The following is a 24,212-nucleotide window of genomic DNA, read 5'->3' as shown; positions in this document are numbered from 1 at the left end:
TACCGCTCCTCTTCGCCGGACTACAGGACCACCACTTGCTGTTGGGGCGGTTACCCCGGTTGTCCCTCATTCACATAGACGCGGGGAACCCGGCTTCCGATCCGCGTGACGATTTCGTACGCGATGGTCCCGGCCGCCTGTGCCCAGTCCTCGGCGGTGGGCTCACCGCGGTCGCCGGGCCCGAAGAGGATCGCCTCCGAGCCGGTCCCGGGCTCGTCGCCGCCGAGGTCGACGACGAACTGGTCCATGGCGATCCGCCCCGCGACGGTCCGCCACTTGCCGCCGACCAGGACGGGTCCGGTGCCGGAGGCGTGCCGCGGGACGCCGTCCGCGTACCCGACGGGCACCAGCCCGAGGGTGGTCTCGCCGGGGGTGACGTAGTGATGGCCGTAACTGACGCCGTGCCCGCCCGGGACCCGCTTGACCAGCGCCAGCGACGCGCTCAGCGTCATCACCGGGCGCAGCCCGAAGTCGGCCGGGCTGCCGAGTTCGGGGCTCGGCGAGATGCCGTAGACGGCGACGCCGGTCCGCACGAGGTCGAAGTGCGTCTCGGGAAGCGTGAGCGTGGCCGGTGAGTTGGCGATGTGCCGTACCTCGGGCCGGACCCCTGCCTCCTCGGCGTACGACACCATCTCCCGGAAGAGGCTGAGCTGAGCGGCGATGGAGGGGTGCCCCGGTTCGTCGGCGCAGGCGAGGTGCGACCAGAGTCCGGTGATGCGCAGGAGGCCTTCCTCCTCGGCCCGCAGGGCGTGGGCGACCAGCTCGGCCCAGTCGGCCCCCGGCTGGCATCCGTTGCGCCCCAGGCCGGTGTCGGCCTTGAGCTGCACGCGCGCGGGGGTGCGGGCCTCCCGGGCGGCCGCGACGACCTCCTCCAGCGCCCACATCCCGCTGACGGAGACGTCGAGATCGGCCTCGACGGCCTCGCGCCAGGGTCCGCCCGGAGTCCACAGCCAGCACATGATGCGGACGTCGTGGAGACCCTTGCGCCGCAGCTCAAGAGCTTCCTCGGGGGTCGCCGTGCCCAGCCAGGTCGCTCCCGCCTCGACGGCCGCGCGGGCACACGGCACCGCCCCGTGGCCGTACGCGTCGGACTTGACCACGGCCATCAGGGCCGCGTCCGGCGCGAGGGCGCGCAGGACCCGCACATTGGCGCGCAGGGCGGCCAGATCGATCTCGGCGCGGGCACGCAGGGGCGCGCTCCGCGGGGCAGGTGTCTCACTCATGGCGCCCCCAGTCTCTCAGAGGGGTCCGACAGTCCCTTCGGACGCCTACGCTCCGGGTCGCCGCCCCCAGACATAGACCCGGTCGCCCTTCTTCAGCACACCCCACAGCTTGCGCGCGTCGCCGAGCCGCAGATTGACGCAGCCCATGGAGCCGACGGTGGTGAAGATGCTGTCGTAGACGGCGTGGAAGGCCTGTCCGCCGCTGAAGAACTGCGCGTAGGGCATGGGCTGGTGGTAGAGCGTGGACACATGGTTCTTGTGCTTCCAGTAGACCGTGAACCAGCCCGTACGGGTCCGGTACCCGGCCCGGCCGCTGCGCATGGGCACCGGTCCGAAGACGACCTTTTTCCCCTTCTGCACCCAGGTGATCTGCCGGTCCTGGTCGACACAGGCGACGCGGTACGTGCGGACCGGACACTTCTTGGCGGCATTGGGGTTCTTCTTGGCGGACAGGTACTGCATCCGGGACCAGGTGATCGGCCCCGCGAACCCGATGGCGGGCTTGATCTTGTGCTTGACCTGGAAGGCGCGGATGGCCTTGCAGTCGGCCTTCGACTGCTTCCCGTCCACCTTCAGCTTCAGCCACCGCTCGACCTGCCGCTGATAGGGCCCGCGTGACGTGGTGCACGCGACCCGGGCGACGGCGTCGGAGAGCGGCACGTACTCGACCAGGTCGTACGCCCCCGGGGCGGCCTCCGCCGGTTCGACGGCATCCTCCGCGGCGCTGGGCACGTACACCTGGGGCGCGAGGACCTGGTCGGGGGTGACGGTCTGCCAGGGCTGGTACTCGCCGGGGACGAGTTCGGCGCCGGCGCCGGGGGCGGGGGGCGCGGGCTCGGCAAAGGCGGCTTGGGCGGGCAGCACGGTGGCGGCTACGAGGAGCGCGGCGACGCTCCGGCGGGCGACATGTCTGCTGATCATGCGATCAGACAAACCTGGGCTCCGCGAGGACAGGGGGTACCACGCGGAGAGGTCACTCGGACGTACGCAGCCCCGCCCAGCCGGCCCGCCTACCCGGCCCGCACATCCCTCCAGGCCCCGCGAATCCCCTCCGCCACGTCATGCGCCCCCACCGGCGCCCCCTCCGCGGCGAACCGCCCAGCCAGCCCGTGCAGATACGCCGCCACACTCCCCGCGTCCACCGCGGAGAGCCCGGCCGCCAGCAAGGACCCCGCAAGGCCCGACAGCACGTCCCCGCTGCCCGCCGTGGCCAGCCAGGCGGTCCCCGTCGGGTTCACCCGCACCGCCCCGCCCCCGGAGTCCGCGACCAGCGTCGTCGACCCCTTGAGCAGCACCGTCGCCCCGTACCGCCCCGCCAGCTCCCGTACGGACTCCAGCCGGGCCTCCTCGACCGACTCCCGCGCCACCCCCAGCAACGCCGCCGCCTCCCCGGCATGCGGCGTCATCAGGGTCGGCGCGCGACGCCCCCGCACGGCGCCGACGTCCGCGAGGCGCAGTCCGTCCGCGTCGATCAGCACCGGCACGTCCGCGTCCAGCACCTCCGCGACACCCGCCGCGTCGTCCCCCGCCCCGGGCCCGACGACCCAGGCCTGCACCCGCCCCGCCCGTTTCGGGCCCTGGTCCGACACCAGCGTCTCGGGAAAGCGGGCGATGACGGCGTCCCCGGCGGGCCCGACGTACCGCACCGCCCCCGCACCGCCCCGCAACGCGCCCGCGACGGCGAGCACGGCCGCGCCCGGGTACCGCGCCGACCCGGCGGCGATCCCCACGACCCCCCGCCGGTACTTGTCGCTCTCCCCCGTCGGCACCGGCAGCAACCGGGCCACATCCGCGTGCTGCAACGCCTCCAGCTCCGCCTCGGCGGGCAGCGCCAGCCCGATGTCCACCAGCCGCACGGACCCGGCGTACTCCCGGGCCGGGTCCACCAGGAGCCCCGGCTTGTGCGTGCCGAAGGTGACGGTGAGGTCGGCGCGGATCGCGGCCCCGCGCACCTCCCCCGTGTCGGCGTCGACGCCGCTGGGCAGGTCGACGGCCACGACGCCGGCGCGCGAGTCCTGGACCACCGAGGCGAGCCGGGCCGCCTCCGGCCGCAGTCCGCCCTTCCCGCCGATCCCGACGATGCCGTCCAGGACGACGTCGGCCCGCAGGATCAGGTCCTCGGCCGCCTCCACGCCCACCACCGCGCCGCCCGCCCGCCGCAGTGCCGCGAGCCCGCCGGCATGGGCCCGCTCCGGCGTGAGCAGCACCGCGGAGACCCCGGCGCCGCGCCGCGCGAGCCGGGCCCCGGCGTACAGGGTGTCCCCGCCGTTGTCACCGCTGCCCACCAGCAGGACGACCCTGCTGCCGTACACCCTTCCCATCAAGTCCGCGCAGGCGGCGGCGAGTCCGGCGACCGCCCGCTGCATCAACGCTCCCTCCGGCAGCCGTGCCATGAGCTCCCGCTCGGCCGCCCTGACCGTCTCCACGCTGTACGCAGTACGCATGGGACCGAGTCTCCCCCGAGCGTGACGAACCTCGCCGCAGCCATTGACGCTTTACCGCGCCTTTGTCGAATTCGCCCACCCTCACGGCACGAATCGATTCAGTCGTCGATCCGCGAGAGCCTCTGCGGCACGAACACGACGTTCCGCACCATCACGCGGTGCCCGGCAGGCCTCGGCGGCGTCACTACCCCTCCGCGACGACGACCGCCGAAGCCACACCGGCGTCGTGACTGAGCGACACATGCCAGGTCCGCACGCCCAGCGCGGCCGCCCGCGCCGCGACCGTTCCGGTGACCCGGAGCCGGGGCTGCCCGCTGTCCTCGACGTACACCTCGGCATCGGTCCAGTGCAGTCCGGCGGGCGCGCCCAGGGCCTTGGCCAGCGCCTCCTTCGCGGCGAACCGCGCCGCGAGCGAGGCGATCCCCCGGCGCTCCCCGCTGGGCAGCAGCAACTCGCTGTCGAGGAACAGCCGCCGCGCCATCCCGGGGGTGCGCTCCAGCGACGCCGCGAACCGCTCGATCTCCGCCACGTCGATCCCGACGCCGATGATGCTCATGCGGTGCACCCTATGACCACGCTCCGGAGCTCGGTCCCCTACTCCACCGTCACCGACTTGGCCAGGTTCCGGGGCTGGTCCACCTCGTTGCCCCGGGCCGTGGCCAGCTCGCACGCGAAGACCTGGAGCGGCACCGTCGCCACCAGCGGCTGGAGCAGCGTGGGGGTGGCCGGGATGCGGATCAGGTGGTCGGCGTACGGGACCACCGCCTCGTCGCCCTCCTCCGCGATCACGATGGTGCGGGCGCCCCGGGCCCTGATCTCCTGGATGTTGGACACGATCTTGTCGTGGAGGACGGACCGGCCTCGCGGCGACGGCACGACCACCACCACGGGCAGGTCCTCCTCGATCAGCGCGATCGGACCGTGCTTCAGCTCGCCCGCCGCGAAGCCCTCGGCGTGCATGTAGGCGAGTTCCTTCAGCTTCAACGCCCCCTCCAGCGCCACCGGATACCCCACGTGCCGCCCGAGGAAAAGGACCGTGTTCTTCGAGGCCAGCGACCTGGCCAGGGCACGTACCGGCTCCATGGTCTCCAGCACCCGCTCCACCTCGCCGGAGATCTGCGACAGGTCCCGGATGACTGCGGAGATCTCGTCGCCCCACTTGGTGCCCCGCACCTGACCCAGATACAGGGCCACCAGATAGCACGCCACCAGCTGCGTCAGAAACGCCTTCGTCGACGCCACCGCCACCTCGGGACCGGCGTGCGTGTACAGCACCGCGTCCGACTCACGAGGGATCGTGGAGCCGTTGGTGTTGCAGATCGCCAGCACCTTGGAGCCCTGCTCCCGCGCGTGCCGCAGCGCCATCAGCGTGTCCATGGTCTCGCCGGACTGGGAGATGGCGATCACCAGGGACCGCGCCCCCAGGATCGGGTCCCGGTACCGGAACTCGCTCGCCAGCTCCACCTCGCAGGGGATCCGGGTCCAGTGCTCGATGGCGTACTTGGCGATCAGCCCCGCGTGGAAGGCCGTACCGCAGGCCACGATCACCACCTTGTCCACCTCGCGCAGCTCGGACGCGCTGATCCGCACCTCGTCCAGCGTGAGGGAGCCGTCCGCGTCGATGCGGCCCAGCAGGGTGTCGGCGACCGCCTTCGGCTGCTCGGCGATCTCCTTGAGCATGAAGTAGTCGTAGCCGCCCTTCTCCGCGGCGGACGCGTCCCAGTCCACGTGGTACGACCTGACCTCCGCCGGACGGCCGTCGAAGCCCGTCACCGTCACCCCGTCCCGGCGCAGCTCCACCACCTGGTCCTGACCCAGCTCGATCGCGGAGCGCGTGTGGGCGATGAAGGCGGCGACATCGGAGGCCAGGAACGCCTCCCCCTCCCCCACACCCACCACCAGCGGCGAGTTCCGCCGCGCCCCCACCACCACGTCCGGCTCGTCCGCGTGCACCGCGACCAGCGTGAACGCGCCGTCCAGCCGCCGGCACACCAGCCGCATCGCCTCCGCGAGGTCGGCCGTCCCGGAGAACTCCTCCGCCAGCAGGTGCGCCACGACCTCCGTGTCCGTCTCGGAGGACAGCGTGTGTCCGCGCTCCGCCAGCTCGGCCCGCAGGACGGCGAAGTTCTCGATGATCCCGTTGTGGACGACCGAGACCCGGCCCGCGTTGTCCAGATGGGGATGGGCGTTCGCGTCCGTCGGGCCGCCGTGGGTGGCCCACCGGGTGTGGCCGATGCCCGTCCCGCCCGTCGGCAGGGGCCGGTCCACCAGTTCCTTCTCCAGGTTGACGAGCTTGCCCGCCTTCTTCGCGGCCGCCAGCCCCCCGTCCGCCAGCACGGCGACGCCCGCCGAGTCGTACCCCCGGTACTCCAGCCGCTTCAGTCCGGCCATCACGACCTCGAGCGCCGACTGCGACCCCACGTAACCCACGATTCCGCACATGCGCCGCAGCCTAAAGGCGAAACCTTGCCCGAACAGCGCCCGAACCGGCCTCCGGCTGCCCGAAATCGGAAATTCCCACCGCCGTACGAACCCCCGACGCACTCAGAGCGGCCGCCGCGTGACGGACCCCACCCGCCATCCCGTTCAAACTCCGTTAACAATGGACTGTGATCTCTCCGGTCTCCTCGATGCCCCGGAGCGCCCACCGGCACAAGCCGGAGGCGACTCCCTACGTCGACCTCACCCGTGCCGAGTGGAGCGCGCTGCGCGACAAGACGCCGCTGCCGCTCACCGCCGAGGAGGTCGAGAAGCTGCGCGGTCTGGGCGATGTCATCGACCTCGACGAGGTGCGCGACATCTATCTGCCGCTCTCCCGGCTCCTCAACCTCTACATCGGTGCCACGGACGGCCTCAGAGGGGCGCTGAACACCTTCCTCGGCGAACAGGGTGCCCAGTCCGGCACCCCCTTCGTCATAGGGGTCGCCGGCTCGGTGGCCGGCGGCAAGTCCACGGTCGCCCGGCTCCTCCAGGCCCTGCTCTCCCGCTGGCCCGAGCACCCCCGCGTCGAGCGCGTGACGACGGACGGCTTCCTGCTGCCGACCAAGGAGTTGCAGGCCCGCGGTCTGATGTCGAGGAAGGGTTTCCCCGAGTCGTACGACCGACGGGCGCTGACCCGTTTCGTCGCCGACATCAAGGCGGGCAAGGACGAGGTGACGGCCCCCGTCTACTCCCACCTCATCTACGACATCGTCCCCGGCGAGAAGCTCGTGGTGCGCCGCCCGGACATCCTGATCGTCGAGGGCCTCAACGTCCTTCAGCCCGCCCTCCCCGGCAAGGACGGCCGCACCCGCGTGGGCCTCGCCGACTACTTCGACTTCAGCGTGTACATCGACGCCGGCCCCGAGGACGTCGAACGCTGGTACCTCAACCGCTTCAAGAAGCTGCGCCAGACGGCCTTCCAGAACCCCGACTCCTACTTCCGCAAGTGGACCCAGGTGTCGGAGGAGGAGGCCCTCGACTACGCCCGCACCCAGTGGCGCACCATCAACAAGCCCAACCTGATCGAGAACATCGCCCCCACCCGCGGCCGCGCCACCCTAGTCGTCCGCAAGGGTCCCGACCACAAGGTCCAGCGCCTGCGCCTGCGCAAGCTCTGAACCATCCCACCGGGCCTGTTAGAAAGGCGTCATGCTGCATCTGCGCCTGATCACCCCGGCCGAGAAGACCGACGACGTGGTCCGACTGATCGAGAACACGGTCGGCACCACCCACCTGGTCGTCCTGCCGGGCGCCGCCCGCAACCCCGCCGGGGACGTCGTGATGTGCGACGTGGCCCGCGAGGCCGGTGACGAACTCATCGGCGCGCTACGCGAGTTGGACCTCGACAAGACCGGCTCCATCGCCGTCGAGAACATCGACCTGTCGCTCTCCGAGCGGGCCGACAAGGCCGAGGACGACGCCCCGGGCGAGGGCGCCGACGCGGTCCTGTGGGAGCACCTCACGGACGCCACCCACGAGGAGTCGACGCTCTCGGTCACCTACGTCGCCTTCATCACGCTGGCAACGATGATCGCCGCCTGCGGTGTGGTCCTCGACAATGCGATCCTGATCGTGGGTGCGATGGCGGTGGGCCCGGAATTCGGCCCATTGGCCGCGTTCAGCACGGCGATCGTCCAACGCCACCCCAAGCTGGCCCTGCGCTCACTGATCGCGCTGCTGGTGGGCTTCGCGGTGGCCATGTTGGTGACGGTCGGCTTCAGCTACTTCATGGACTCCGTGAACCTCTTCAGCGCCGAGCAGTTGGAAGCCACGCGCCCCAACACCAACTTCATCTACCGGCCCGACTGGTTCTCCTTCGTCGTGGCCGTCCTCGCCGGCTGCGCGGGCACCCTGTCCCTGACCTCGGCCAAGTCCGGCGCCCTCGTCGGCGTCGCGATCTCGGTGACCACAGTCCCGGCGGCCGCGAACGCCGCCGTCGCCTTCAGCTTCAACGAGTACAAGCAGGCCTGGGGTTCAACGGAGCAGCTCCTGCTGAACCTCCTGGGCATCGTCCTGGCAGGCACCCTCACCCTGCTGCTCCAGAAGTGGCTCTGGAAACGCCCTGAGGGGCAACGCCCTTAGGGGCGCGGGGAACTGCGCGACCAGCCACGAAACACCCGCAGCCCGCAACACACAGCCCCCCCACCCCGAACCCGGCGTCCTAACCCAGCGCCGACTTCACCGCATCGGCCAACCGGCCGGCCACAGACCGAGCCTGATCGATGTCCGCCGCCTCGACCATCACCCGAACCAACGGCTCGGTACCGGACGGCCGCAGCAACACCCGCCCCGTGGCCCCGAGTTCCCGCTCGGCCTCGGCGACGGCCGCGGCCAGCTCGCCCGAGCTCCCCACCCGCGTACGATCCACGTCCGGCACATTGATGAGCACCTGAGGCAGCCGCTCCATCACACCCGCGAGGTCCCGCAGCGACCGCCCGGTCTCCGCGACCCGCGCCGCGAGCATGAGCCCGGTCAGCGTCCCGTCACCGGTGGTGGCGTGATCGAGAATGATGACGTGCCCGGACTGCTCGCCACCGAGCGCGTACCCGTGCTCCTTCATCGCCTCCAGCACATACCGGTCGCCCACCGCCGTCTGGATGAGGCGCAGCCCCTCCCGCTCCATCGCCAGCTTGAACCCGAGGTTCGACATGACGGTCGCGACGACGGTGTCGGCCCGCAGCGCGGAGCGTTCCCGCATCGCCAGCGCGAGCACGGCCATGATCTGGTCGCCGTCCACCTCGTCACCGGTGTGGTCCACGGCGAGGCAGCGGTCGGCGTCCCCGTCGTGCGCGATGCCGAAGTCGGCCCCGTGCTCCACGACGGCGGCCTTCAGCAGGCCGAGGTGGGTCGACCCGCACCCGTCGTTGATGTTGAGCCCGTCCGGCGAGGCACCGATCGTGATCACTTCGGCCCCGGCCCGGGTGAACGCCTCCGGGGAGACCCGCGCGGCCGCGCCGTGCGCCTCGTCGAGGACGATCTTCAGGCCTTCGAGCCGGTTCGGGAGGACACCGATGAGATGGGCGACGTACTGGTCGAAGCCCTCCAGGTACTCACGGACGCGTCCCACGCCCGAACCCGTCGGCCGGTCCCAGGGCTCGCCGTGCCGGTGGGACTCGTAGACCGACTCGATCCGCTCCTCCAGCTCGTCGTCGAGCTTGTGCCCGCCGCGGGCGAGGAACTTGATGCCGTTGTCGGGCATGGCGTTGTGGCTGGCGGACAGCATGACGCCGAGGTCGGCGCCGAGAGCGCCCGTGAGGTACGCCACGGCCGGCGTCGGCAGTACGCCGACCCGCAGGACGTCGACACCGGCGCTCGCGAGGCCCGCGACCACGGCGGCCTCCAGGAACTCCCCGGACGCGCGCGGATCCCGTCCGACCACCGCCGTAGCCCGGTGGCCCTCGAAGGTACCCGCCTCGGCCAGTACGTGGGCCGCCGCTACCGACAGACCCAGGGCCATCTCGGCCGTCAGGTCCGCGTTGGCGACGCCGCGCACGCCGTCCGTGCCGAAGAGTCGTCCCACTTGTCCTCCTGATAGAGCGCTGCCACTCGGAGATCATCCGATCGCACAAGTCTGAGAACGTCTTGTGCCGTTATACGCCTAAGGCTGTGATAAACGAACGCCCCGACGGCACTGTGGCGTGCCGCCGGGGCGTTCGGACGTACTGCTGACGTGCGAGTACGAGCTGCAGGCAGCGAAGCTTAACGCTTGCTGTACTGCGGGGCCTTGCGGGCCTTCTTGAGACCGGCCTTCTTGCGCTCGACCGCACGGTCGTCGCGGCGGAGGAAGCCGGCCTTCTTGAGGGCGCCGCGGTTGTTGTCCACGTCGGCCTCGTTCAGCGCGCGGGCCACGCCGAGGCGCAGGGCGCCGGCCTGGCCGGAGACACCGCCACCCGCGATGCGGGCGATGACGTCGTAGCGGCCGTCGAGCTCGAGCACCTTGAAGGGCTCGTTGACTTCCTGCTGGTGCACCTTGTTGGGGAAGTAGTCCTCAAGGGTGCGACCGTTGATCTTCCACTTGCCGGTGCCCGGGACGATCCGGACGCGGGCGATGGCGTTCTTGCGACGGCCCAGGCCGGCGGCCGGCTGCGGGTCGCCGAAGCGGCCGGCGAGCGACTCCGAGGTGTACTCGCCCTCGACGGGGACCTCGGACTCGGTGGTGTAGCTCTCGATGTCGACGAGCTCGGTCTCGGTCTCTTCGACCGGCTGCTCAACGGTGGTCTCGGCCACGGTTCTCCTCAGATCTTTTCTGTTTGGGGGTGTGGCCGGAACTACTGCGCGACCTGGGTGATCTCGAACGGCACCGGCTGCTGGGCAGCGTGCGGGTGCTGGTCGCCCGAGTAGACCTTGAGCTTCGAGAGCATCTGACGGCCCAGGGTGTTCTTGGGGATCATGCCCTTGATGGCCTTCTCGACGGCCTTCTCGGGGTTCTTCGCCAGCAGCTCGTCGTAACGGACGGAGCGCAGACCACCCGGGTAACCGGAGTGGCGGTACGCCAGCTTCTGGGTCTTCTTGTTGCCGGACAGGTGAACCTTGTCGGCGTTGATGATGATGACGAAGTCGCCCATGTCCATGTGCGGGGCATAGGTCGGCTTGTGCTTGCCGCGGAGGAGGTTCGCGGCAGTGGTAGCCAGACGGCCCAGGACGATGTCCTGAGCGTCAATGACGTGCCACTGGCGAGTCACATCGCCGGGCTTAGGGCTGTACGTACGCACTTCGCAGCCTTCTTCTTCAGTGGATGGGTGCTGACACATGGCATCACTGAAGCGATCGTGCAGCTGGGGACGACAGTGCCGGGAACCGATGCCCGTATGCCGCCCACTGGTAACTGCTCCAGGGAACCTACGTAAGGACTTCTCGCATGAGAGCGATCAAGCCAATACGCATAACAAGCTGCAAGACTACTCGGGCTGCCCCGGACGGGTCAAAACGAGTACGCGCACCTGCCCCTCCCGCCCCCCGTCTAAGATGCGCCCCATGAGCTTTGGGCAGCAGGGGGGACCCCCGTCCCAGTGGGATCCCTGGAAACCGAATTCCCAGCAGCCGTGGACCGGCGGCAGCGACGGCCCGACCCCGGACTGGGCCGCGCTCGCCGAGGCCTCGGAGACCCGTAACAAACGCCGCAGGCTGCTGTTCATAGGCGGCGGCGCCCTCGCCACCGTGGCGATAGGCACCGCCGTGGCCGTGGCCGTGGTGTCGGCGAACGGGGACAGCGAGGCGTCCACCACGTCCTCGCTGCCCGCCACCGCGGACATCCCCAGCCAGTCCGCCACGGCCCCGTCCTTCGCCCCGACCAGCGCCCCGCCGCCGCTGGACCCGAAGGACTTCGTCTCCAGCAAGACCAAGGACACCGCCCCGATCGGCGCGGACATCCTCTTCCCGGGCACGCAGCTGACCATGGGCGAGACGGTCTACAAGAAGGGCCCGACGGCCGACACCAAGAACTGCGCCTCGGTCGCCCAGGGGACCCTCCCGAAGGTCCTCAACGCCAACGACTGCACCCGTCTGATGCGCGTGACGTACGTCAAGGACGGCGTCGCGGTGACGGTCGGCGTGGCCGTCTTCGACACCGAGGCACAGGCGACCAAGGTCAAGACCCAGGCCGACGACAAGAGCGTCGTGAAGTCCCTGTCCGGCAGCGGTGTGAAGTCCTTCTGCGACTCCGCGATCTGCCGTACGACGACCAACTCCTACGGCCGCTACGCCTACTTCACCACCGCCGGCTTCACCAACGGCAAGAACGTCACGGAGAAGAGCACCCAGGTCTTCTCCACCGGCGACGACCTGGCCGAGTTCACCTTCCGCCAGATCCGACGCCGTGGCGAGGCCCAGGCGTCGGCGGCAGCGAACGAGTGACGCTCAGCGGGCGTCCCAGGAGACGTTGAGGACGGGTTCGGCGGGCACCCCGCCCCGTGCGACCGGCGCCGGGTGCGGTGCCTGCCGGGCGACCGTCCTGAAGACCCACGTCCGGTACGACCAGAAGCGGAACAGGGTCGCGACGCCGATGCCGAGGAACTTGCAGACATTGGTGGCGACGGTGCTGTCCAGGCCGAAGCCGTACGTGGTGATGTAGAGGACTCCGTTCTCGATGACCAGCCCGATCGCGCTGAAGAAGAGGAAGAGCGTCATCTCCCTGCGCCGGCTGGCCCGGGCCGCCGGGTCGCGGTCCCGGTAGGTGAAGTACCGCAGGCCCAGGTAGTTGGTGAGGATGGCGACCGCCGTCGCCAGGACGCCCGCCCGGACGGGCGCCCATCCGACGACGCCCGTGATGATGTTGAAGACCCCGAGATTCACCACGAATCCCGAGGCCCCCACCAGGCCGAACTTGGCTACCTCGCGGTACAGCTTGCCGAACCGCGAGGGAAGCGCGTGCCGTCCGCTCATGGTTCCCGCTCAACCCCGCCGGTTGCGCATCCGCAGCCGCAGCGGCACCAGGGCCGACTCGATCTGCGTCGAGAGGTTCATCTTGGAGACGCCTTCGGTGCGCTCCTCGAAGCGGATCGGGATCTCGACGGCGCTGTGCCCGGCCCGGACGGCCTTGAACTTCAGCTCGACCTGGAAGCTGTAGCCGGCGCTGTCCAGGGTCGCGAGATCCACGTCCCGCAGCGTGGCGGCCGACCACAGGTTGAAGCCGGCCGTGATGTCCCGGATCTTGGTGCCGAGCACGGTCCGGGCGTAGCGGTTGGCGAAGCGGGACAGCAGGACGCGGTGCTTTCCCCACTCCTCGTCCAGCGAGCCGCCCTCGACGTACCGGCTGCCGACGACCAGGCCGACGCCGGAGGCCACGGCCGTACCGAGCATCCGCGGCACCGCCTCGACGGGGTGGCTGCCGTCGGCGTCCATCTGGATCACGTAGGCGGCGCCCTCGGCGAGCGCGGCGCTCATGCCCGCGACGTAGGCGCGCCCGAGTCCGTCCTTCTCGGTGCGGTGCAGCACGCTCATACGGCGGCGCCCGTCCCAGTTGTACTTCTCGGCGAGCTCCTCGGCGATCCGGCCGGTCCCGTCGGGGCTGGAATCGTCGACGATCTTCAGGTGCAGCCCGTCGATCGGCAGACCGAGGACCAGCTCGGCCATCCTGGGCAGGTTCGCCGCCTCGTTGTACGTCGGCATCACGATGGTGACCGGTACGCCGGGGTGTCTGTCGTAGGCCGTCATGTCTTTCGGTTTCCCTCCCCTAGAGGCCCCGGAGGGGCCTCTCCTCAACCGGCGCGGGTCTGCCCAGCGCGCGGAAGTGCCAGCCCGCCGCGGACCAGCGGTCCCCGTCGAGCGCCCCCCGGCCGTCCACGATCAGCGGACGGGCCACCAGCGACGCGGCCCGTTCCGGGTCGATCTCCCGGAACTGCGGCCACTCGGTCAGATGCAGCACGAGGTCGGCTCCCCTGAGCGCCTCCTCGGCCGACATCGCGTATCCGAGGAGCGGGAACGCCTTGCGGGCGTTGTCCAGCGCCTCGGGGTCGTAGACCGTGACGTCGGCGCCGTCCAGGCGCAGACGGGCGGCCACATTGAGCGCGGGCGAGTCCCGGATGTCGTCCGAGTCGGGCTTGAACGCCGCGCCCAGTACGGCGATACGGGCCCCCAGCACCGCACCTCCGCACAGCTCCCGCGCCAGCTCGACGACCTTGTCGCGGCGGCGCATGTTGATCGCGTCCACCTCGCGCAGGAACGCCAGCGAGACCCCCAGCTCGTCGGCGCGGTGCGCGAAGGCGCGGATGTCCTTGGGCAGGCAGCCGCCGCCGAAGCCGACGCCGGCCCGCAGGAACTTCCGCCCGATCCGGTCGTCGTGGCCGATCGCCTCGGCGAGGACGCCGACGTCGCCGCCCGCCGCCTCGCAGAGCTCGGCCATCGCGTTGATGAAGGAGATCTTGGTCGCGAGGAAGGCGTTGGCGGCCGTCTTGACCAGCTCGGCGGTCGGGAAGTCGGCGGTGACCAGCGGGGTGCCGGCCTCCAGGACGGGCCCGTACACCTTGCGGAGGATCGTTTCCGCATGTGCGGATCGGACACCGATGACCAGCCGGTCGGGCCGCAACGTGTCCTGGACGGCGAAGCCCTCCCGCAGGAACTCCGGGTTCCAGGCGACCTCGACCCCCAGCGCCCCGGCGAGCCGCTCCGCCGTGCCCACCGGCACGGTCGACTTGCCGACCAGCAGCGAGTCCTCGGCCGCGTGCTCGGCGATCGCCGTGAAGGCCGCGTCGACGTAGGTGAGGTCGGCGCCCTCGGAGCCCTTGCGCTGCGGGGTGCCGACACACACGAAGTGCACCTCGCCGAAGGCCCCGGCCTCCGCGTAGTCGGTGGTGAACCGCAGCCGCCCGGTCGCCGTGTGCTTCCGGATCAGCTCGGGCAGCCCGGGCTCGTGGAACGGCACCTGCCCGTTGCGCAGCGCGGCGATCTTGTCGGGGTCGACGTCGACGCCGAGCACCTCGTGACCGAGTTCCGCCATGCAGGCGGCGTGGGTGGCACCGAGGTAGCCGGTGCCGATGACGGTGAGCCGCATGGTGTGCGGCACCTCCTCGAAGGTGACGGTCTACTGCTTGACGTAGACCCGGTACACACCGGCCTTGCCGGTGTCACGGTGGGGAAGCTGCGCGATCAGGCGGTAGTGCCCGCCGGCGCGAATGGCCTGGGTGATGGCCTTGTCCCGGGCGCTCCCGGCGGCTGCCGAGGTGGTGTCGAGGACGATCAGGCCGTAGCGGCCCTTGGTGACGTCGGCGACTTTCCCCTCCCGCAGGGAGGTCCACTGGCCGGGGCTGGTCTCGGCGTCCAGGTAGTACTGGGGCAGGCCGTCGACCGCGGTCAGATAGGTGCCCTTGCCGTCCACGTGCTCGCTCAGCACCTTGGCCAGGCTTCCGGAACTGGCCCAGCTCTCGGAGCGGTCGGCCGACTGGGAGATGCCCAGGGCCAGCATCAGGACCCATACCAGGATGCCCAGTTGGGGATGGCGGAAGTGGGCGCCGATCATCCGGGTGATGCCGAGACCGGCCATCGGCGCGGCCAGCAGCAGCCCGAAGGCGATGTGCCGGAACATCCCCGCCGACGTGTGCAGCTGGGCCTGGAGCAGCGGGACCAGGACCGCGGTCGCGCACAGCGTCAGACCGAGCGCGGCCCGGCGCAACGGGGAGCCGGGGACGCTGTCCACGTCGACGGCCTCGTTCATCCGCTCCCGCCTGACCCAGGCGATCGAGCCGCCGATGGCGAGCAGCAGGAACAGACCGCTCCACTGGAGCGACAGGCTCAGGATGTCCGTGGTGCTCTCGGAGCCCTGGCCGCGCGAGAGGGTGCTGTCGCTGATGTCGGTGAAGACACCGGTGACCACCAGCAGCGCGGCGGTCGCCAGGCCCAGCATGCCGCCGCGCAGGATGCCCTGGGCGGGGCCCTTGTAGGGCCAGGCCGTGTGTACCGCGAGCAGCAGCAGGGTGGGCAGGACCAGCACCGCCGTGTGGTTCACGGCCGCGGCGAGCGCGGCCACGGGAGCCGCCGCGAGGACGGCGAACACCGGTGCGCGATCGGTGTAGAGGACGATCCACGCCGCGAAGGCGACCAGCATCAGCGCCAGCGCGTCCGGGGAGGCGTAGTAGCCCACGACGACCGTGGACTGGAGCACCGCGTAGGCGGCGGCGGCGCTGGCCGCGACCCGCTCGTTGAACATGCGGCGGGTCACCGAGTAGAGCAGCGCTGTGCCGATCAGGGTGAACACCAGGCTGAGCAGCCGGACCGCGGTCAGTCCGCCGAGGTGGTCGGCGGCGCCGGCCAGAGCCGGATACAGCGACGCGGAGCCCGGCACCCGGTCCACGAGGTCGGTGGTGACGGCGGTTCCGTCGAGCAGGTGGTCGTACTGCTGGCGCCCGACGACGAGGTTCACGGCCTCTTCGGGGCTCGCGGAGTCGCTCAGCCGCAGGGAGAGGAGCGCTTGCATGGCAAGCACGCCGAGCAGCAGGATCCGGCCGATCCAACGGCGCCGGCGGCTGGGCGCCGCGGACCAGCCGGTCTCGGGGATCTCGGGGATCTCGTAGGCGGGCTTCTCCTCGACGGGTGCCTGGTGGCCCGCGTCGTAATGGCCCTGGTACTCAAACTGGTGCTCGTACAGGTTGCTCTCGCTGCCCGGTGCCGTGGCGACCGGCGCCTGGGCCGGGATCGCGTCCATGCCCGGGGCCGGAGCACCGTAGGCGACGGGGGCCGCCTGATGGTCCGGGTAGCCACCGTAGTAAGGCTGCTGGTGAGCGGCGGGCTGCCGGTACTGGACCTGCTGCAGGGCGGGATCGACATAGCGGTTCGGGTCGGCCTGCTCGGGGTCCCAGTGGGGCGGCGGGCTGGCAGGACTGAACCAGGAATCAGACTGCTCGTTCACTGCTGCTTCCTGATGTCGAAGCCGAAGTCGGAATCCTGCGCGCGCTTGCGGTACTCGGCGAGAGCCAGCGGGCTGATCTCGATCCGCCAGTCGGCGCGCTTGGGGATGTTGAACCAGATGAAGCCGATCACGTCGTCGCTGGCCTCGACGCCGTCGAAGAGGTCGTTGACGTCGACTCTGCGACGCTCGCCCTCCTGCGAGGCCGTCTCCGCGATGAAGATCGACTTCTTGGTGAAGGTCCTGATCTCGTCGATCGTCGGCCCGTACAGGGTGTCGAAGGTCTTGGCCCCGGTGACGGTGTAGTAGCCGATCATCCCGGCCCAGTCCACATAGGCGTCGCCCGGGTAGTACTGCTCCAGGTCGACCTTGGGCATCGGGTTGATGATGTTCGGCGTCCACACCCAGATGACGTTGGTCGCGCCCGCGTCCTGGAAGATGTCGTGGATGTGCCGCCACGCCTTCACGAAGTCGGCGGGGTCGGCCTTGGTGCGGCCCCAGGGGTACCAGTCACCGTTCATCTCGTGCCCGAAGCTGATGGCGATGGGCAGGTTGAGATGGACGATGTCCTTCGCCATCTTCTCCACGTAGGCGTCGGACTTGCCGGCCGCGATGGACTTCAGCGAGGGCTTGAAGGGCTCCCAGGCCATGAAGGGGAGCGCTCCCGCCTGGTAGATCTTGCGCACCCCGCTGGTGTCGAAGCCGTCGCCGAACGCCGCGTAGTACTCCAGCACGTTCGGCTCCTTGCCGATCCGCTTGCTGTAGGAGTCGAACGCCTTCAGCGACCTGGGCACACCGTCGAGGGCGACCCCGAGGTACTTGCCCTTCGGCTTGAGCAGCGGGCTGACGTCGTACGGCGTGACAGGCTCCGCGTCGGCGCCGGCGGTCGCACCGGGCTCGGCCGCCGAGCCGCCGGGGTCCTTGGAGGCGCCGGTGAGGCCGCAGCCGGTGATCACTACGAGACAGGCGACGAGCAGCGCCAGCAGGGGCAGGGCACGCCGGGACACGGCGCCCTGGTCGTGGGCGGTCATTCCGATCACACCACTTCCCGGCTGCGGGGCTGGACCAGCACGCGCCCGACGACGACGGCGTAGAAGAGCCCGGAGGCCAGGACGAGGGCGAAGTCCAGCGGGTCCATGGTGAGCATGCGCCAGGTCGCGGCGCCGACCCAGATCGCGGCCGTGCCGCCGCCCCAGACGGTCATGCCGATCCAGAAGCGCCGCGTCTTGTTCTTCTTGGCGCCGCTGGAACCGGTGGGCTGCCAGCCCATGCGGTTCTTGCGGAGGATGTCCCAGATCGCGAAGAGATGCGCCCAGCCGTACATCATCCGGGCCGCCCAGGCTTCCAGGCGGTACGGGTTGCGGTGCCACAGCGGGAAGATCAGCGTGGTGTAGATCAGGCTCGGCAGCACCAGACCCATGTACTCGATCTTCAGCATGTCCGGCATGGCCAGCAGCAGAACGATCGGGATCAGCGGCGAGACGATGGTGAACAGCGCCGTGTGAATGTAGTAGAAGAATCCGGACATGTAGCACATCCGGGATTCCGGCTTGAGGTTGGCCTTCCAGAACTTCTTGCTGCCCAGCAGGCTCATCGACCCCGAGCACCAGCGGTACTGCTGGTTGAAGAAGGCGCCCGCGGTGTCCGGGCAGACGCCGGTGGACAGCGCGACCGGCACATAGCGCAGGTCCCAGCCGAGGCCACGCAGGTCGAAGCCGGTGTGGACGTCCTCGGAGTGCTCGATCAGCGTGGTGCCGCCGTTGGTCTCCAGTGCGGCACGCCGGTAGACGGCGCAGGAGCCGACGCAGATCGCGCCGTCGTTGTTCTGCCGGGAGACCTGGACGGAGCGGTAGAAGAGTTCCTGCACCGCGCCCGCACCGCGTTCGATCCAGTTCTGCGAGTCGAGAATCCGGAAGAACTGCGGGGACTGGACGATACCGACATCCGGGTCCTTCTCCATGTACGGGAGAAGTTCCTCCAGGAGGTCCTCACGGGGAGCGAAGTCGGCGTCCAGGATGAGGATGTACTCGCCATCGGAGTTCTGAAAGCCGAAGTGCATGTTGCCGGCCTTCTTGAACCAGCCCCGATTGTGACGGGTGCCATAAACAAAGCCGAAGTCCACCGCCATCGCGGCCAGCTCGTCACTCGCCGAGTCGTCGAGGACGTACGGCGTCACCACCCCGGGATAGCGGTCACGCAGCCGGGCCACATGCGTCCAGGTGTTGTGCAGCACCTCGATCGGCTCGCCGCAGACCGGCAGGAACACGTCCACGGTCGGGTAGCGCTGCGGCCGCCAGCTGCGCACCAGGTCGCGGTGCGCCTTGAGGTCGAAGTCCTTGGTGAAACCGTTCACCTTGAGGGAGACCAGGTAGTACAGCACCGTGAACAGCAGGAACGGCATGTAGACCCAGAGCCACGGCGAAGACTGGGCAAGCGCTATCTGACTGGCCACAAGGCAGCAGAAGCTGATGATGGAGCAGCAGGTGAGCACCCACAGGTGCCGACTCGTGTAGGAGTACTTCTCCTCGTTGTCCGGCGGCTGCGGCAGCAGTCCGTACATCCGGCGGGAGGGCTGCCCTCGCCTCAGCCTGCGATGGGAGGAGGACGCGCTTCTGCTGCCGCCCCCCGTCGTGGGCCCGTCCGTGACGGTCATTCCTATGCCCCCCCGGGCGTTCTACGACTACTCTCACCCGATCGGGTGAAGACGAGTGAAGATAGTACGTTTTTTTTCCGAGTTTTCGAGTGCTCTTGCGAGGGAACAGGTGAACAAATCGGCATGCATCCGGCAAGGAAACACGTGCGACATCAGGTCGTGACATGCCGTATCTCATGAGATCTCTGTCAGTGAAATCATCATTTCGGACGGTGACGCACTTCGCCGTTCTCGCCCTGCTCGCCGGTTGTTCAGGTCACACACCCGCGCCCGCCGCGAAGCGCACCCCGAGCCCGGCCTCCACGACGGCCGCCCCGGCAACCACCGCGACGGGTCCGGCGACGGTGTGCACATCCGCCGAGAAGCCGTACCCCCAGCGCCTGGTGAAGGGCGACAAGTACAGCATCGAGCCCAACCGCTGGAACGCCTCGGGCGGCACCATCTGCCTCAAGACCCCCGGCGACACCGGCTTCACCGTCTCCGACGTCCACGGTCTCGTCGCCAAGGACGCCAAGGCCCCGCGCGCCTACCCCAACATCGCCACCGTCCCCGGCACCGCGGGCCTGCCCGTGCCCGTCACCGACCTGGGCGACGCGACCAGCGACTGGGCGGCCTGGCCCGCCGCCTCTGGCTCGTACAACCTGGCGTACGACCTCTGGTACGGCCCGAGCAGAACCGACTGCGATTCCGCTCACAGTGCGGAGCTGATGATCTGGCTGGACGCCACCGACAACATCGCGCCCGCCGGCAGGCGGACCCCCGGCACGGTCGACATCGGGGGCGACACATACGCGGTCTACGAGGCTCCCGTCACCGGCGCCCACAGCGTGATCAGCTACGTCCGCACCCACCCGACCCGCACCGTCCGCGGCCTCAACCTGCGCCTGTTCACGGCGGACGCGCTCCAGCGCGGATACATCCCCGAGCAGTCCTACCTGTGCAAGGTCGCGGCCGGCTTCGAGATCTGGACCGGCGGCGTAGGTCTGCGCACCTTCGACTTCGCCTTCCACAACAGGACCGGACTGCCGACCGGGGTCGTACGCTCCGGTGCGACGGGGATCTGCCTACGGTCGGACGACGAAACGGCCGTCACCGGATCCTGCGGAGGCAGCGCCGGGAAGACCACCTGGACGGTGGCCAACGACGGCCATCTGCGCACCGGCGGACGCTGTCTCCAGTCGGCCGGCACGACCAAGGTCACCCTGGCCGCCTGTGCCGGAAAGCCCGCCCAGCGCTGGGCCCCGGGCCCGGACGACCGGCTCGTGCACACCGCGTCCGGCCGCTGCCTGGACACCGACGAAGGCTCCCTGGCCGTCGGCGTAACGGCGGTATTGCGGCCATGTCATGAGGGAACGTCACAACGCTGGTCACTGCCCCACAACGGCCTGACTTCCTGACAATGGCCTATCATCCGCACATCGTCCACACATTTGAGCGATGGACCTAACGGGGGGGGTTCCGTCAGGTCACGGCTCCGGATTCCGAGCGAGAAAGACGACCTGATGACGGCAGATGGCACCTGGATCAGACCTGAGGGCACCAGGCCGAACCCAAGACGCACCCGACCCGGCATGGACACCACCATGCCGCTGGGCACGGTCGCCGAGGACGTCGCCGCACGCCGCACCGCCGAGCGGATCGCCCGCCGACGTCTGGAGCCGCCGTCGAAGCCCGCGAAGGCCGCCTTCCGTACCGACTGGCTGCCTCTGCTGCTCGTCCTGCTGGCACAGGCCGTGCTCGCCTACCGCCTCACCGACGACAACACCGCGTTCGTCGACGAAGGCACCTACATCTACGCCGGTTACAACCAGATCGAGCACCTGCTGCACGGCGAGCCCGTCGCCGACTACGCGAGCTTCTTCTCCGGCTCGCCCCTGATCTACCCGGTCTTCGTCGCGATGGCCGACATGGCCGGCGGCCTGCTCGCGACCCGGCTGCTGAGCATGGCGTTCATGCTCACCGCCACCGTCGCCCTCCACCTGGCCACCCGGCGGATGTACGGCTCCGTGGCGGCCTTCTTCGCGACCGCGCTGTTCGTCGCGCTCGGTCCCACCCAGCTCCTCAGCAGCTACTCCACGTACGACTCGATGGCACTGACCCTGCTGGCCTGGGGCGCCTACTTCGCGGTCCGGCTCACCACCGGTGGCGGATACTCCAGCATGATCATGGCCGCCATGTTCATGGCACTGGCCGACTGGACCAAGTACGCCTCCCTGCTGTGGACCCCGGTCGTCATCGGCATCGCGATCTTCGCCGGGCACGGCGGAGCCGCCTGGTCCGCGGTTCGTATACGACGCGGTATCGAACTGACCGTCCTGTGGCTCGTCGCCCTCCTGCTGCCCGCCGTCACGGCGAAGACCCACGTCGACGGCTTCACCCACACCACCCTGATGCGCAAGCCGGGCACCGACCCTGTCTCGTACGTCGCCGGGGAGGCCGCCAAGTGGGTCGGCCCGCTGCTCGTCCTCGCCCTCATCGGCGTTCTGGTCACCCTGGTGCTCAGCAAGCGCGGCAGAGCGAGCAAGGCAGACGTCTGGCTCGCCCTGCTGCTCTTCGTCGGTGGCGTCCTCGCACCGGCCAACCAGATCCGTATCCACACCTGGCTGTCGCTCCAGAAGCACGTCGACTTCGGCGCCTGGTTCGCCTGCATCGCGGCCGGAGTGCTGCTCGCCCGGATCTTCGTCACACTCCGCGGCAAGGTCCACGTCACCGCCGGCGTCCTGGTCACCGCCTTGGTGGTCGCACCGCTCACCTACTTCGGAGCGGGCCAGTCCGCCCACATGTACGCCGAGTGGTCCGACTCCTCCGGCCTGGTCTCCGCGCTGCGCCCCTATGTCAAGAAGGGCAAGGAGGAGTACCTCGTCGAGAACTACAACGTCCCGGCGTACTACCTCAAGGAACAGACCACCTGGCCGCAGTGGCAGGACCTCGTCGGCAAGAGCTACACCGACCCCGAGACCAAGAAGACCCTCTCCGGCGCCCCGGCCCTCCAGGCGGCCGTCAAGGACCACTACTACTCGATCGTCGTCCTGGACTTCACCCAGACCCCGGACATCGACGTCGCCCTGCAGCCTTCCCTCAAGGAGGCGGGCTACCGGGTGCACAAGGTCATCAAGAGCACCCGGACCGGAGACGGCCAGTACACGATCTACTTCGCACCAGGCTTCGGAAAGAAGTGACGCGCGCCCAGGGGCCGGTTCAGCAGCAGCCGGCCCCTGGCAGCGACCGCTTGTTCCGCGCCTCCTTGTTCCGCGCGGCCAGCAACTCGTCCGCCGGGTAACCCACCTCTTCGAGCGTCAGCCCATGCGGCCGTACGACATGCACGGCCGAGTCCCTGACCCCGGCGGCCAGCACCTTCCCCGGCCACTCCGGCCCCCGGTGCCCGTCCCCCACGAACAGCAGCGCCCCGATCAGCGAGCGCACCATGTTGTGGCAGAAGGCGTCGGCCCGGACCGTGGCGGTGATGATCCCGTCGTCCCCCCGCACCAGGCTCAGCTCCTGGAGCGTACGAATGGTGGTCGCGCCCTCCCGCTTCTTGCAGTACGCGGCGAAGTCGTGCTCCCCGAGGAGCCGCCCGGCGGCCTCGTTCATCGCGTCGACGTCGAGCGGCCAGTCGTGCCACAGGACATGACTGCGCAGCAGCGGGTCCACACCCCCGGGGTTGTCGGTGACGCGATAGGCGTACCGCCGCCAGATGGCGGAGAACCGGGCGTTGAAGCCGCTCGGCGCCTCCCGCAGGGCCCACACCCGGACGTCCTTCGACAGCCGCCCAGCCAGCCGCTTGAGCAGCTTCTCGTGATGCTCGCCCCAGACCTCACGCGGCAGATCGACATGCACGACCTGGCCCCGCGCATGCACCCCGGCATCGGTCCGCCCGGCGACGGTCAGCTCGTACGTCTCCCGGGACCGGGTCACCGTACGCAGTGCGTCCTCGACCTCTCCCTGCACGGTCCGCCGTCCCCCGGCCTGCTTGGCCCACCCGGAGAACTCGCTCCCGTCGTACGACAGATCAAGGCGCACCCGTACGAACCCGGGCTCTACTTCGTCACTCACACAGAGATCCTCTCAGGAACACGAAAGCGGGCCCGCTCCCGAAAAGGAACGGACCCGCTTACTTCAATGCGAGGCGGAGCCTCAGGCGTCCTTGGACTCCTCGGCGACGTCCTCGGCCTCATCGGCCTTGGTCACGTCGACCTTGGTCTCCTCGGCAACCGGAGCAGCCTCGGCGTCCTTCGCGGCACGCTTGGTGGCGGCCTCGGCCTCACCCGTCGCCTGCTGCGCGACCGTCAGCGCCTCGACCAGCTCGATGACAGCCATGGGCGCGTTGTCGCCACGACGGTTACCGATCTTGGTGATACGGGTGTAGCCACCCGGACGGTTCTCGTACCGCGGGCCGATCTCGGTGAAGAGCGTGTGCACGATGCCCTTGTCCGTGATGACCTGGAGCACCTGGCGGCGGTTGTGAAGGTCGCCCTTCTTCGCCTTGGTGACCAGACGCTCGGCGTACGGACGCAGCTTGCGCGCCTTCGCCTCGGTGGTGGTGATACGGCCGTGCTCGAACAGCGCCTTCGCGAGGTTCGCGAGGAGCAGCTTCTCGTGCGCGGCGCTGCCGCCCAGACGGGCACCCTTGGTGGGCTTCGGCATGGTGTTTCTCCTAGGTGTCTGCCCCGGCCGTATCAGGTACCGGGGTCAGTATCCGAGCAGGCGGTTACCTGTCGGAGATCCGGGGTCCGCTGACGCGAACCCCGGAGGCGGTGGAGATCAGTACTGCTCGGTCTCCACGAAACCCGCGTCCGCGTCGTCGTCGGCGCCGAAGGCGTCCGCGGCGGCGGTCGGGTCGAATCCGGGCGGGCTGTCCTTGAGGGCCAGGCCCATGCCGGCCAGCTTCGCCTTGACCTCGTCGATGGACTTCGCACCGAAGTTGCGGATGTCCAGGAGGTCCGCCTCGGAGCGGGCGACGAGCTCACCCACGGAGTGGATGCCCTCACGCTTGAGGCAGTTGTACGACCGAACGGTGAGCTCCAGCTCCTCGATCGGCAGCGCCAGGTCAGCGGCCAGGGCGGCGTCCGTGGGGG

At 69.6% G+C, this 24,212-nt stretch carries 22 protein-coding genes; 5 read left to right on the top strand and 17 right to left on the bottom strand.

Translation table 11 applies throughout. The features are described 5' to 3' along the window. Nucleotides 1-50: 50 nt before the first annotated feature. From alr to glmS, 5 genes are all read right to left on the bottom strand, one after another. The gene (gene alr / locus ACFY0U_RS24140; protein ID WP_388639029.1) at nt 51-1,223 is read right to left on the bottom strand and encodes an alanine racemase; all 1,173 of its coding nucleotides are present in this window, start codon (nt 1,221-1,223) and stop codon (nt 51-53) included. A 45-nt stretch (nt 1,224-1,268) separates the two neighbouring features. Next, entirely contained in the window at nt 1,269-2,144 is an 876-nt protein-coding gene (locus ACFY0U_RS24135) for a L,D-transpeptidase family protein (protein WP_388639027.1), read from the bottom strand. 89 nt (nt 2,145-2,233) lie between these two features. Beyond that, entirely contained in the window at nt 2,234-3,667 is a 1,434-nt protein-coding gene (locus ACFY0U_RS24130) for an NAD(P)H-hydrate dehydratase (RefSeq protein WP_388639025.1), read from the bottom strand. A gap of 184 nt (nt 3,668-3,851) precedes the next feature. Beyond that, nucleotides 3,852-4,223, bottom strand: a complete 372-nt coding sequence (locus ACFY0U_RS24125) for a holo-ACP synthase (protein WP_388639023.1) — start codon at nt 4,221-4,223, stop codon at nt 3,852-3,854. 38 nt (nt 4,224-4,261) lie between these two features. Further along, nucleotides 4,262-6,109: a glutamine--fructose-6-phosphate transaminase (isomerizing) gene (glmS, locus tag ACFY0U_RS24120; protein ID WP_388639021.1), complete on the bottom strand. Its 1,848-nt coding sequence runs from the start codon at nt 6,107-6,109 to the stop codon at nt 4,262-4,264. 188 nt (nt 6,110-6,297) lie between these two features. On the opposite strand from glmS, the gene coaA reads away from it, so the two are divergent. Both coaA and ACFY0U_RS24110 read left to right on the top strand, forming a co-directional pair. After that, nucleotides 6,298-7,266 (top strand): type I pantothenate kinase, encoded by a 969-nt coding sequence (coaA, locus tag ACFY0U_RS24115; RefSeq protein WP_388639606.1) that lies wholly within the window; start codon nt 6,298-6,300, stop codon nt 7,264-7,266. Between the two features lie 31 nt (nt 7,267-7,297). Next, on the top strand, nt 7,298-8,230 hold the full coding sequence (locus tag ACFY0U_RS24110; RefSeq protein ID WP_388639020.1) for a DUF389 domain-containing protein: 933 nt from the start codon (nt 7,298-7,300) through the stop codon (nt 8,228-8,230). A 79-nt stretch (nt 8,231-8,309) separates the two neighbouring features. On the opposite strand, the gene glmM is transcribed toward ACFY0U_RS24110, so the two are convergent. The 3 genes from glmM to rplM form a co-directional block, all read right to left on the bottom strand. Next, nucleotides 8,310-9,668, bottom strand: a complete 1,359-nt coding sequence (glmM, locus tag ACFY0U_RS24105; RefSeq protein ID WP_388639018.1) for a phosphoglucosamine mutase — start codon at nt 9,666-9,668, stop codon at nt 8,310-8,312. 179 nt (nt 9,669-9,847) lie between these two features. Then, on the bottom strand, nt 9,848-10,375 hold the full coding sequence (gene rpsI / locus ACFY0U_RS24100) for a 30S ribosomal protein S9 (RefSeq protein ID WP_388639016.1): 528 nt from the start codon (nt 10,373-10,375) through the stop codon (nt 9,848-9,850). Between the two features lie 41 nt (nt 10,376-10,416). Then, nucleotides 10,417-10,860, bottom strand: coding sequence for a 50S ribosomal protein L13 (gene rplM, locus ACFY0U_RS24095; protein WP_045559465.1), 444 nt, complete (start codon nt 10,858-10,860; stop codon nt 10,417-10,419). Between the two features lie 262 nt (nt 10,861-11,122). On the opposite strand from rplM, the gene ACFY0U_RS24090 reads away from it, so the two are divergent. Beyond that, entirely contained in the window at nt 11,123-12,001 is an 879-nt protein-coding gene (locus tag ACFY0U_RS24090) for a hypothetical protein (RefSeq protein WP_388639014.1), read from the top strand. 3 nt (nt 12,002-12,004) lie between these two features. Here the strand turns inward: ACFY0U_RS24090 and ACFY0U_RS24085 are convergent, their stop codons facing one another. The 6 genes from ACFY0U_RS24085 to ACFY0U_RS24060 are packed head-to-tail and all read right to left on the bottom strand — an operon-like array spanning nt 12,005 to nt 19,137. Then, nucleotides 12,005-12,529, bottom strand: coding sequence for a GtrA family protein (locus tag ACFY0U_RS24085; protein WP_388639012.1), 525 nt, complete (start codon nt 12,527-12,529; stop codon nt 12,005-12,007). A 9-nt stretch (nt 12,530-12,538) separates the two neighbouring features. Next, nucleotides 12,539-13,300 (bottom strand): polyprenol monophosphomannose synthase, encoded by a 762-nt coding sequence (locus ACFY0U_RS24080; RefSeq protein ID WP_388639011.1) that lies wholly within the window; start codon nt 13,298-13,300, stop codon nt 12,539-12,541. A 19-nt stretch (nt 13,301-13,319) separates the two neighbouring features. After that, complete coding sequence (locus ACFY0U_RS24075; RefSeq protein ID WP_388639604.1) at nt 13,320-14,636, bottom strand: UDP-glucose dehydrogenase family protein; 1,317 nt, start codon at nt 14,634-14,636, stop codon at nt 13,320-13,322. Between the two features lie 30 nt (nt 14,637-14,666). Beyond that, on the bottom strand, nt 14,667-16,487 hold the full coding sequence (locus tag ACFY0U_RS24070) for a glycosyltransferase family 39 protein (protein WP_388639009.1): 1,821 nt from the start codon (nt 16,485-16,487) through the stop codon (nt 14,667-14,669). Further along, on the bottom strand, nt 16,484-17,515 hold the full coding sequence (locus tag ACFY0U_RS24065; protein ID WP_388639007.1) for a glycoside hydrolase family 26 protein: 1,032 nt from the start codon (nt 17,513-17,515) through the stop codon (nt 16,484-16,486). Before ACFY0U_RS24065 ends, ACFY0U_RS24070 begins: the two co-directional genes overlap by 4 nt. 5 nt (nt 17,516-17,520) lie before the next feature. Then, nucleotides 17,521-19,137: a glycosyltransferase family 2 protein gene (locus ACFY0U_RS24060; protein WP_388639005.1), complete on the bottom strand. Its 1,617-nt coding sequence runs from the start codon at nt 19,135-19,137 to the stop codon at nt 17,521-17,523. Between the two features lie 212 nt (nt 19,138-19,349). Between ACFY0U_RS24060 and ACFY0U_RS24055 the strand changes: the two genes are divergently transcribed. Together ACFY0U_RS24055 and ACFY0U_RS24050 are read left to right on the top strand one after the other, a co-directional pair. Next, entirely contained in the window at nt 19,350-20,534 is a 1,185-nt protein-coding gene (locus ACFY0U_RS24055) for a ricin-type beta-trefoil lectin domain protein (protein ID WP_388639003.1), read from the top strand. A gap of 174 nt (nt 20,535-20,708) precedes the next feature. Next, nucleotides 20,709-22,316 (top strand): ArnT family glycosyltransferase, encoded by a 1,608-nt coding sequence (locus ACFY0U_RS24050; RefSeq protein WP_388639001.1) that lies wholly within the window; start codon nt 20,709-20,711, stop codon nt 22,314-22,316. A gap of 19 nt (nt 22,317-22,335) precedes the next feature. Here the strand turns inward: ACFY0U_RS24050 and truA are convergent, their stop codons facing one another. The 3 genes from truA to ACFY0U_RS24035 all read right to left on the bottom strand — a co-directional run. Beyond that, nucleotides 22,336-23,190, bottom strand: a complete 855-nt coding sequence (gene truA / locus ACFY0U_RS24045) for a tRNA pseudouridine(38-40) synthase TruA (protein WP_388638999.1) — start codon at nt 23,188-23,190, stop codon at nt 22,336-22,338. Nucleotides 23,191-23,271: 81 nt separating this feature from the next. Continuing rightward, a complete protein-coding gene (gene rplQ / locus ACFY0U_RS24040; RefSeq protein ID WP_266888950.1) occupies nt 23,272-23,781 on the bottom strand; it encodes a 50S ribosomal protein L17 in 510 nt (169 codons plus the stop codon). A gap of 117 nt (nt 23,782-23,898) precedes the next feature. Continuing rightward, the coding region (locus ACFY0U_RS24035; RefSeq protein WP_308812713.1) for a DNA-directed RNA polymerase subunit alpha C-terminal domain-containing protein at nt 23,899-24,212 on the bottom strand (314 nt) is incomplete at its 5' end.

The sequence above is a fragment of the Streptomyces sp. NPDC001536 genome (assembly GCF_042894505.1).
GTDB lineage: Bacteria > Actinomycetota > Actinomycetes > Streptomycetales > Streptomycetaceae > Streptomyces.
Note: the sequence above shows the minus strand (reverse complement) of the source record. Positions and strands in the feature narration are given on the sequence as shown.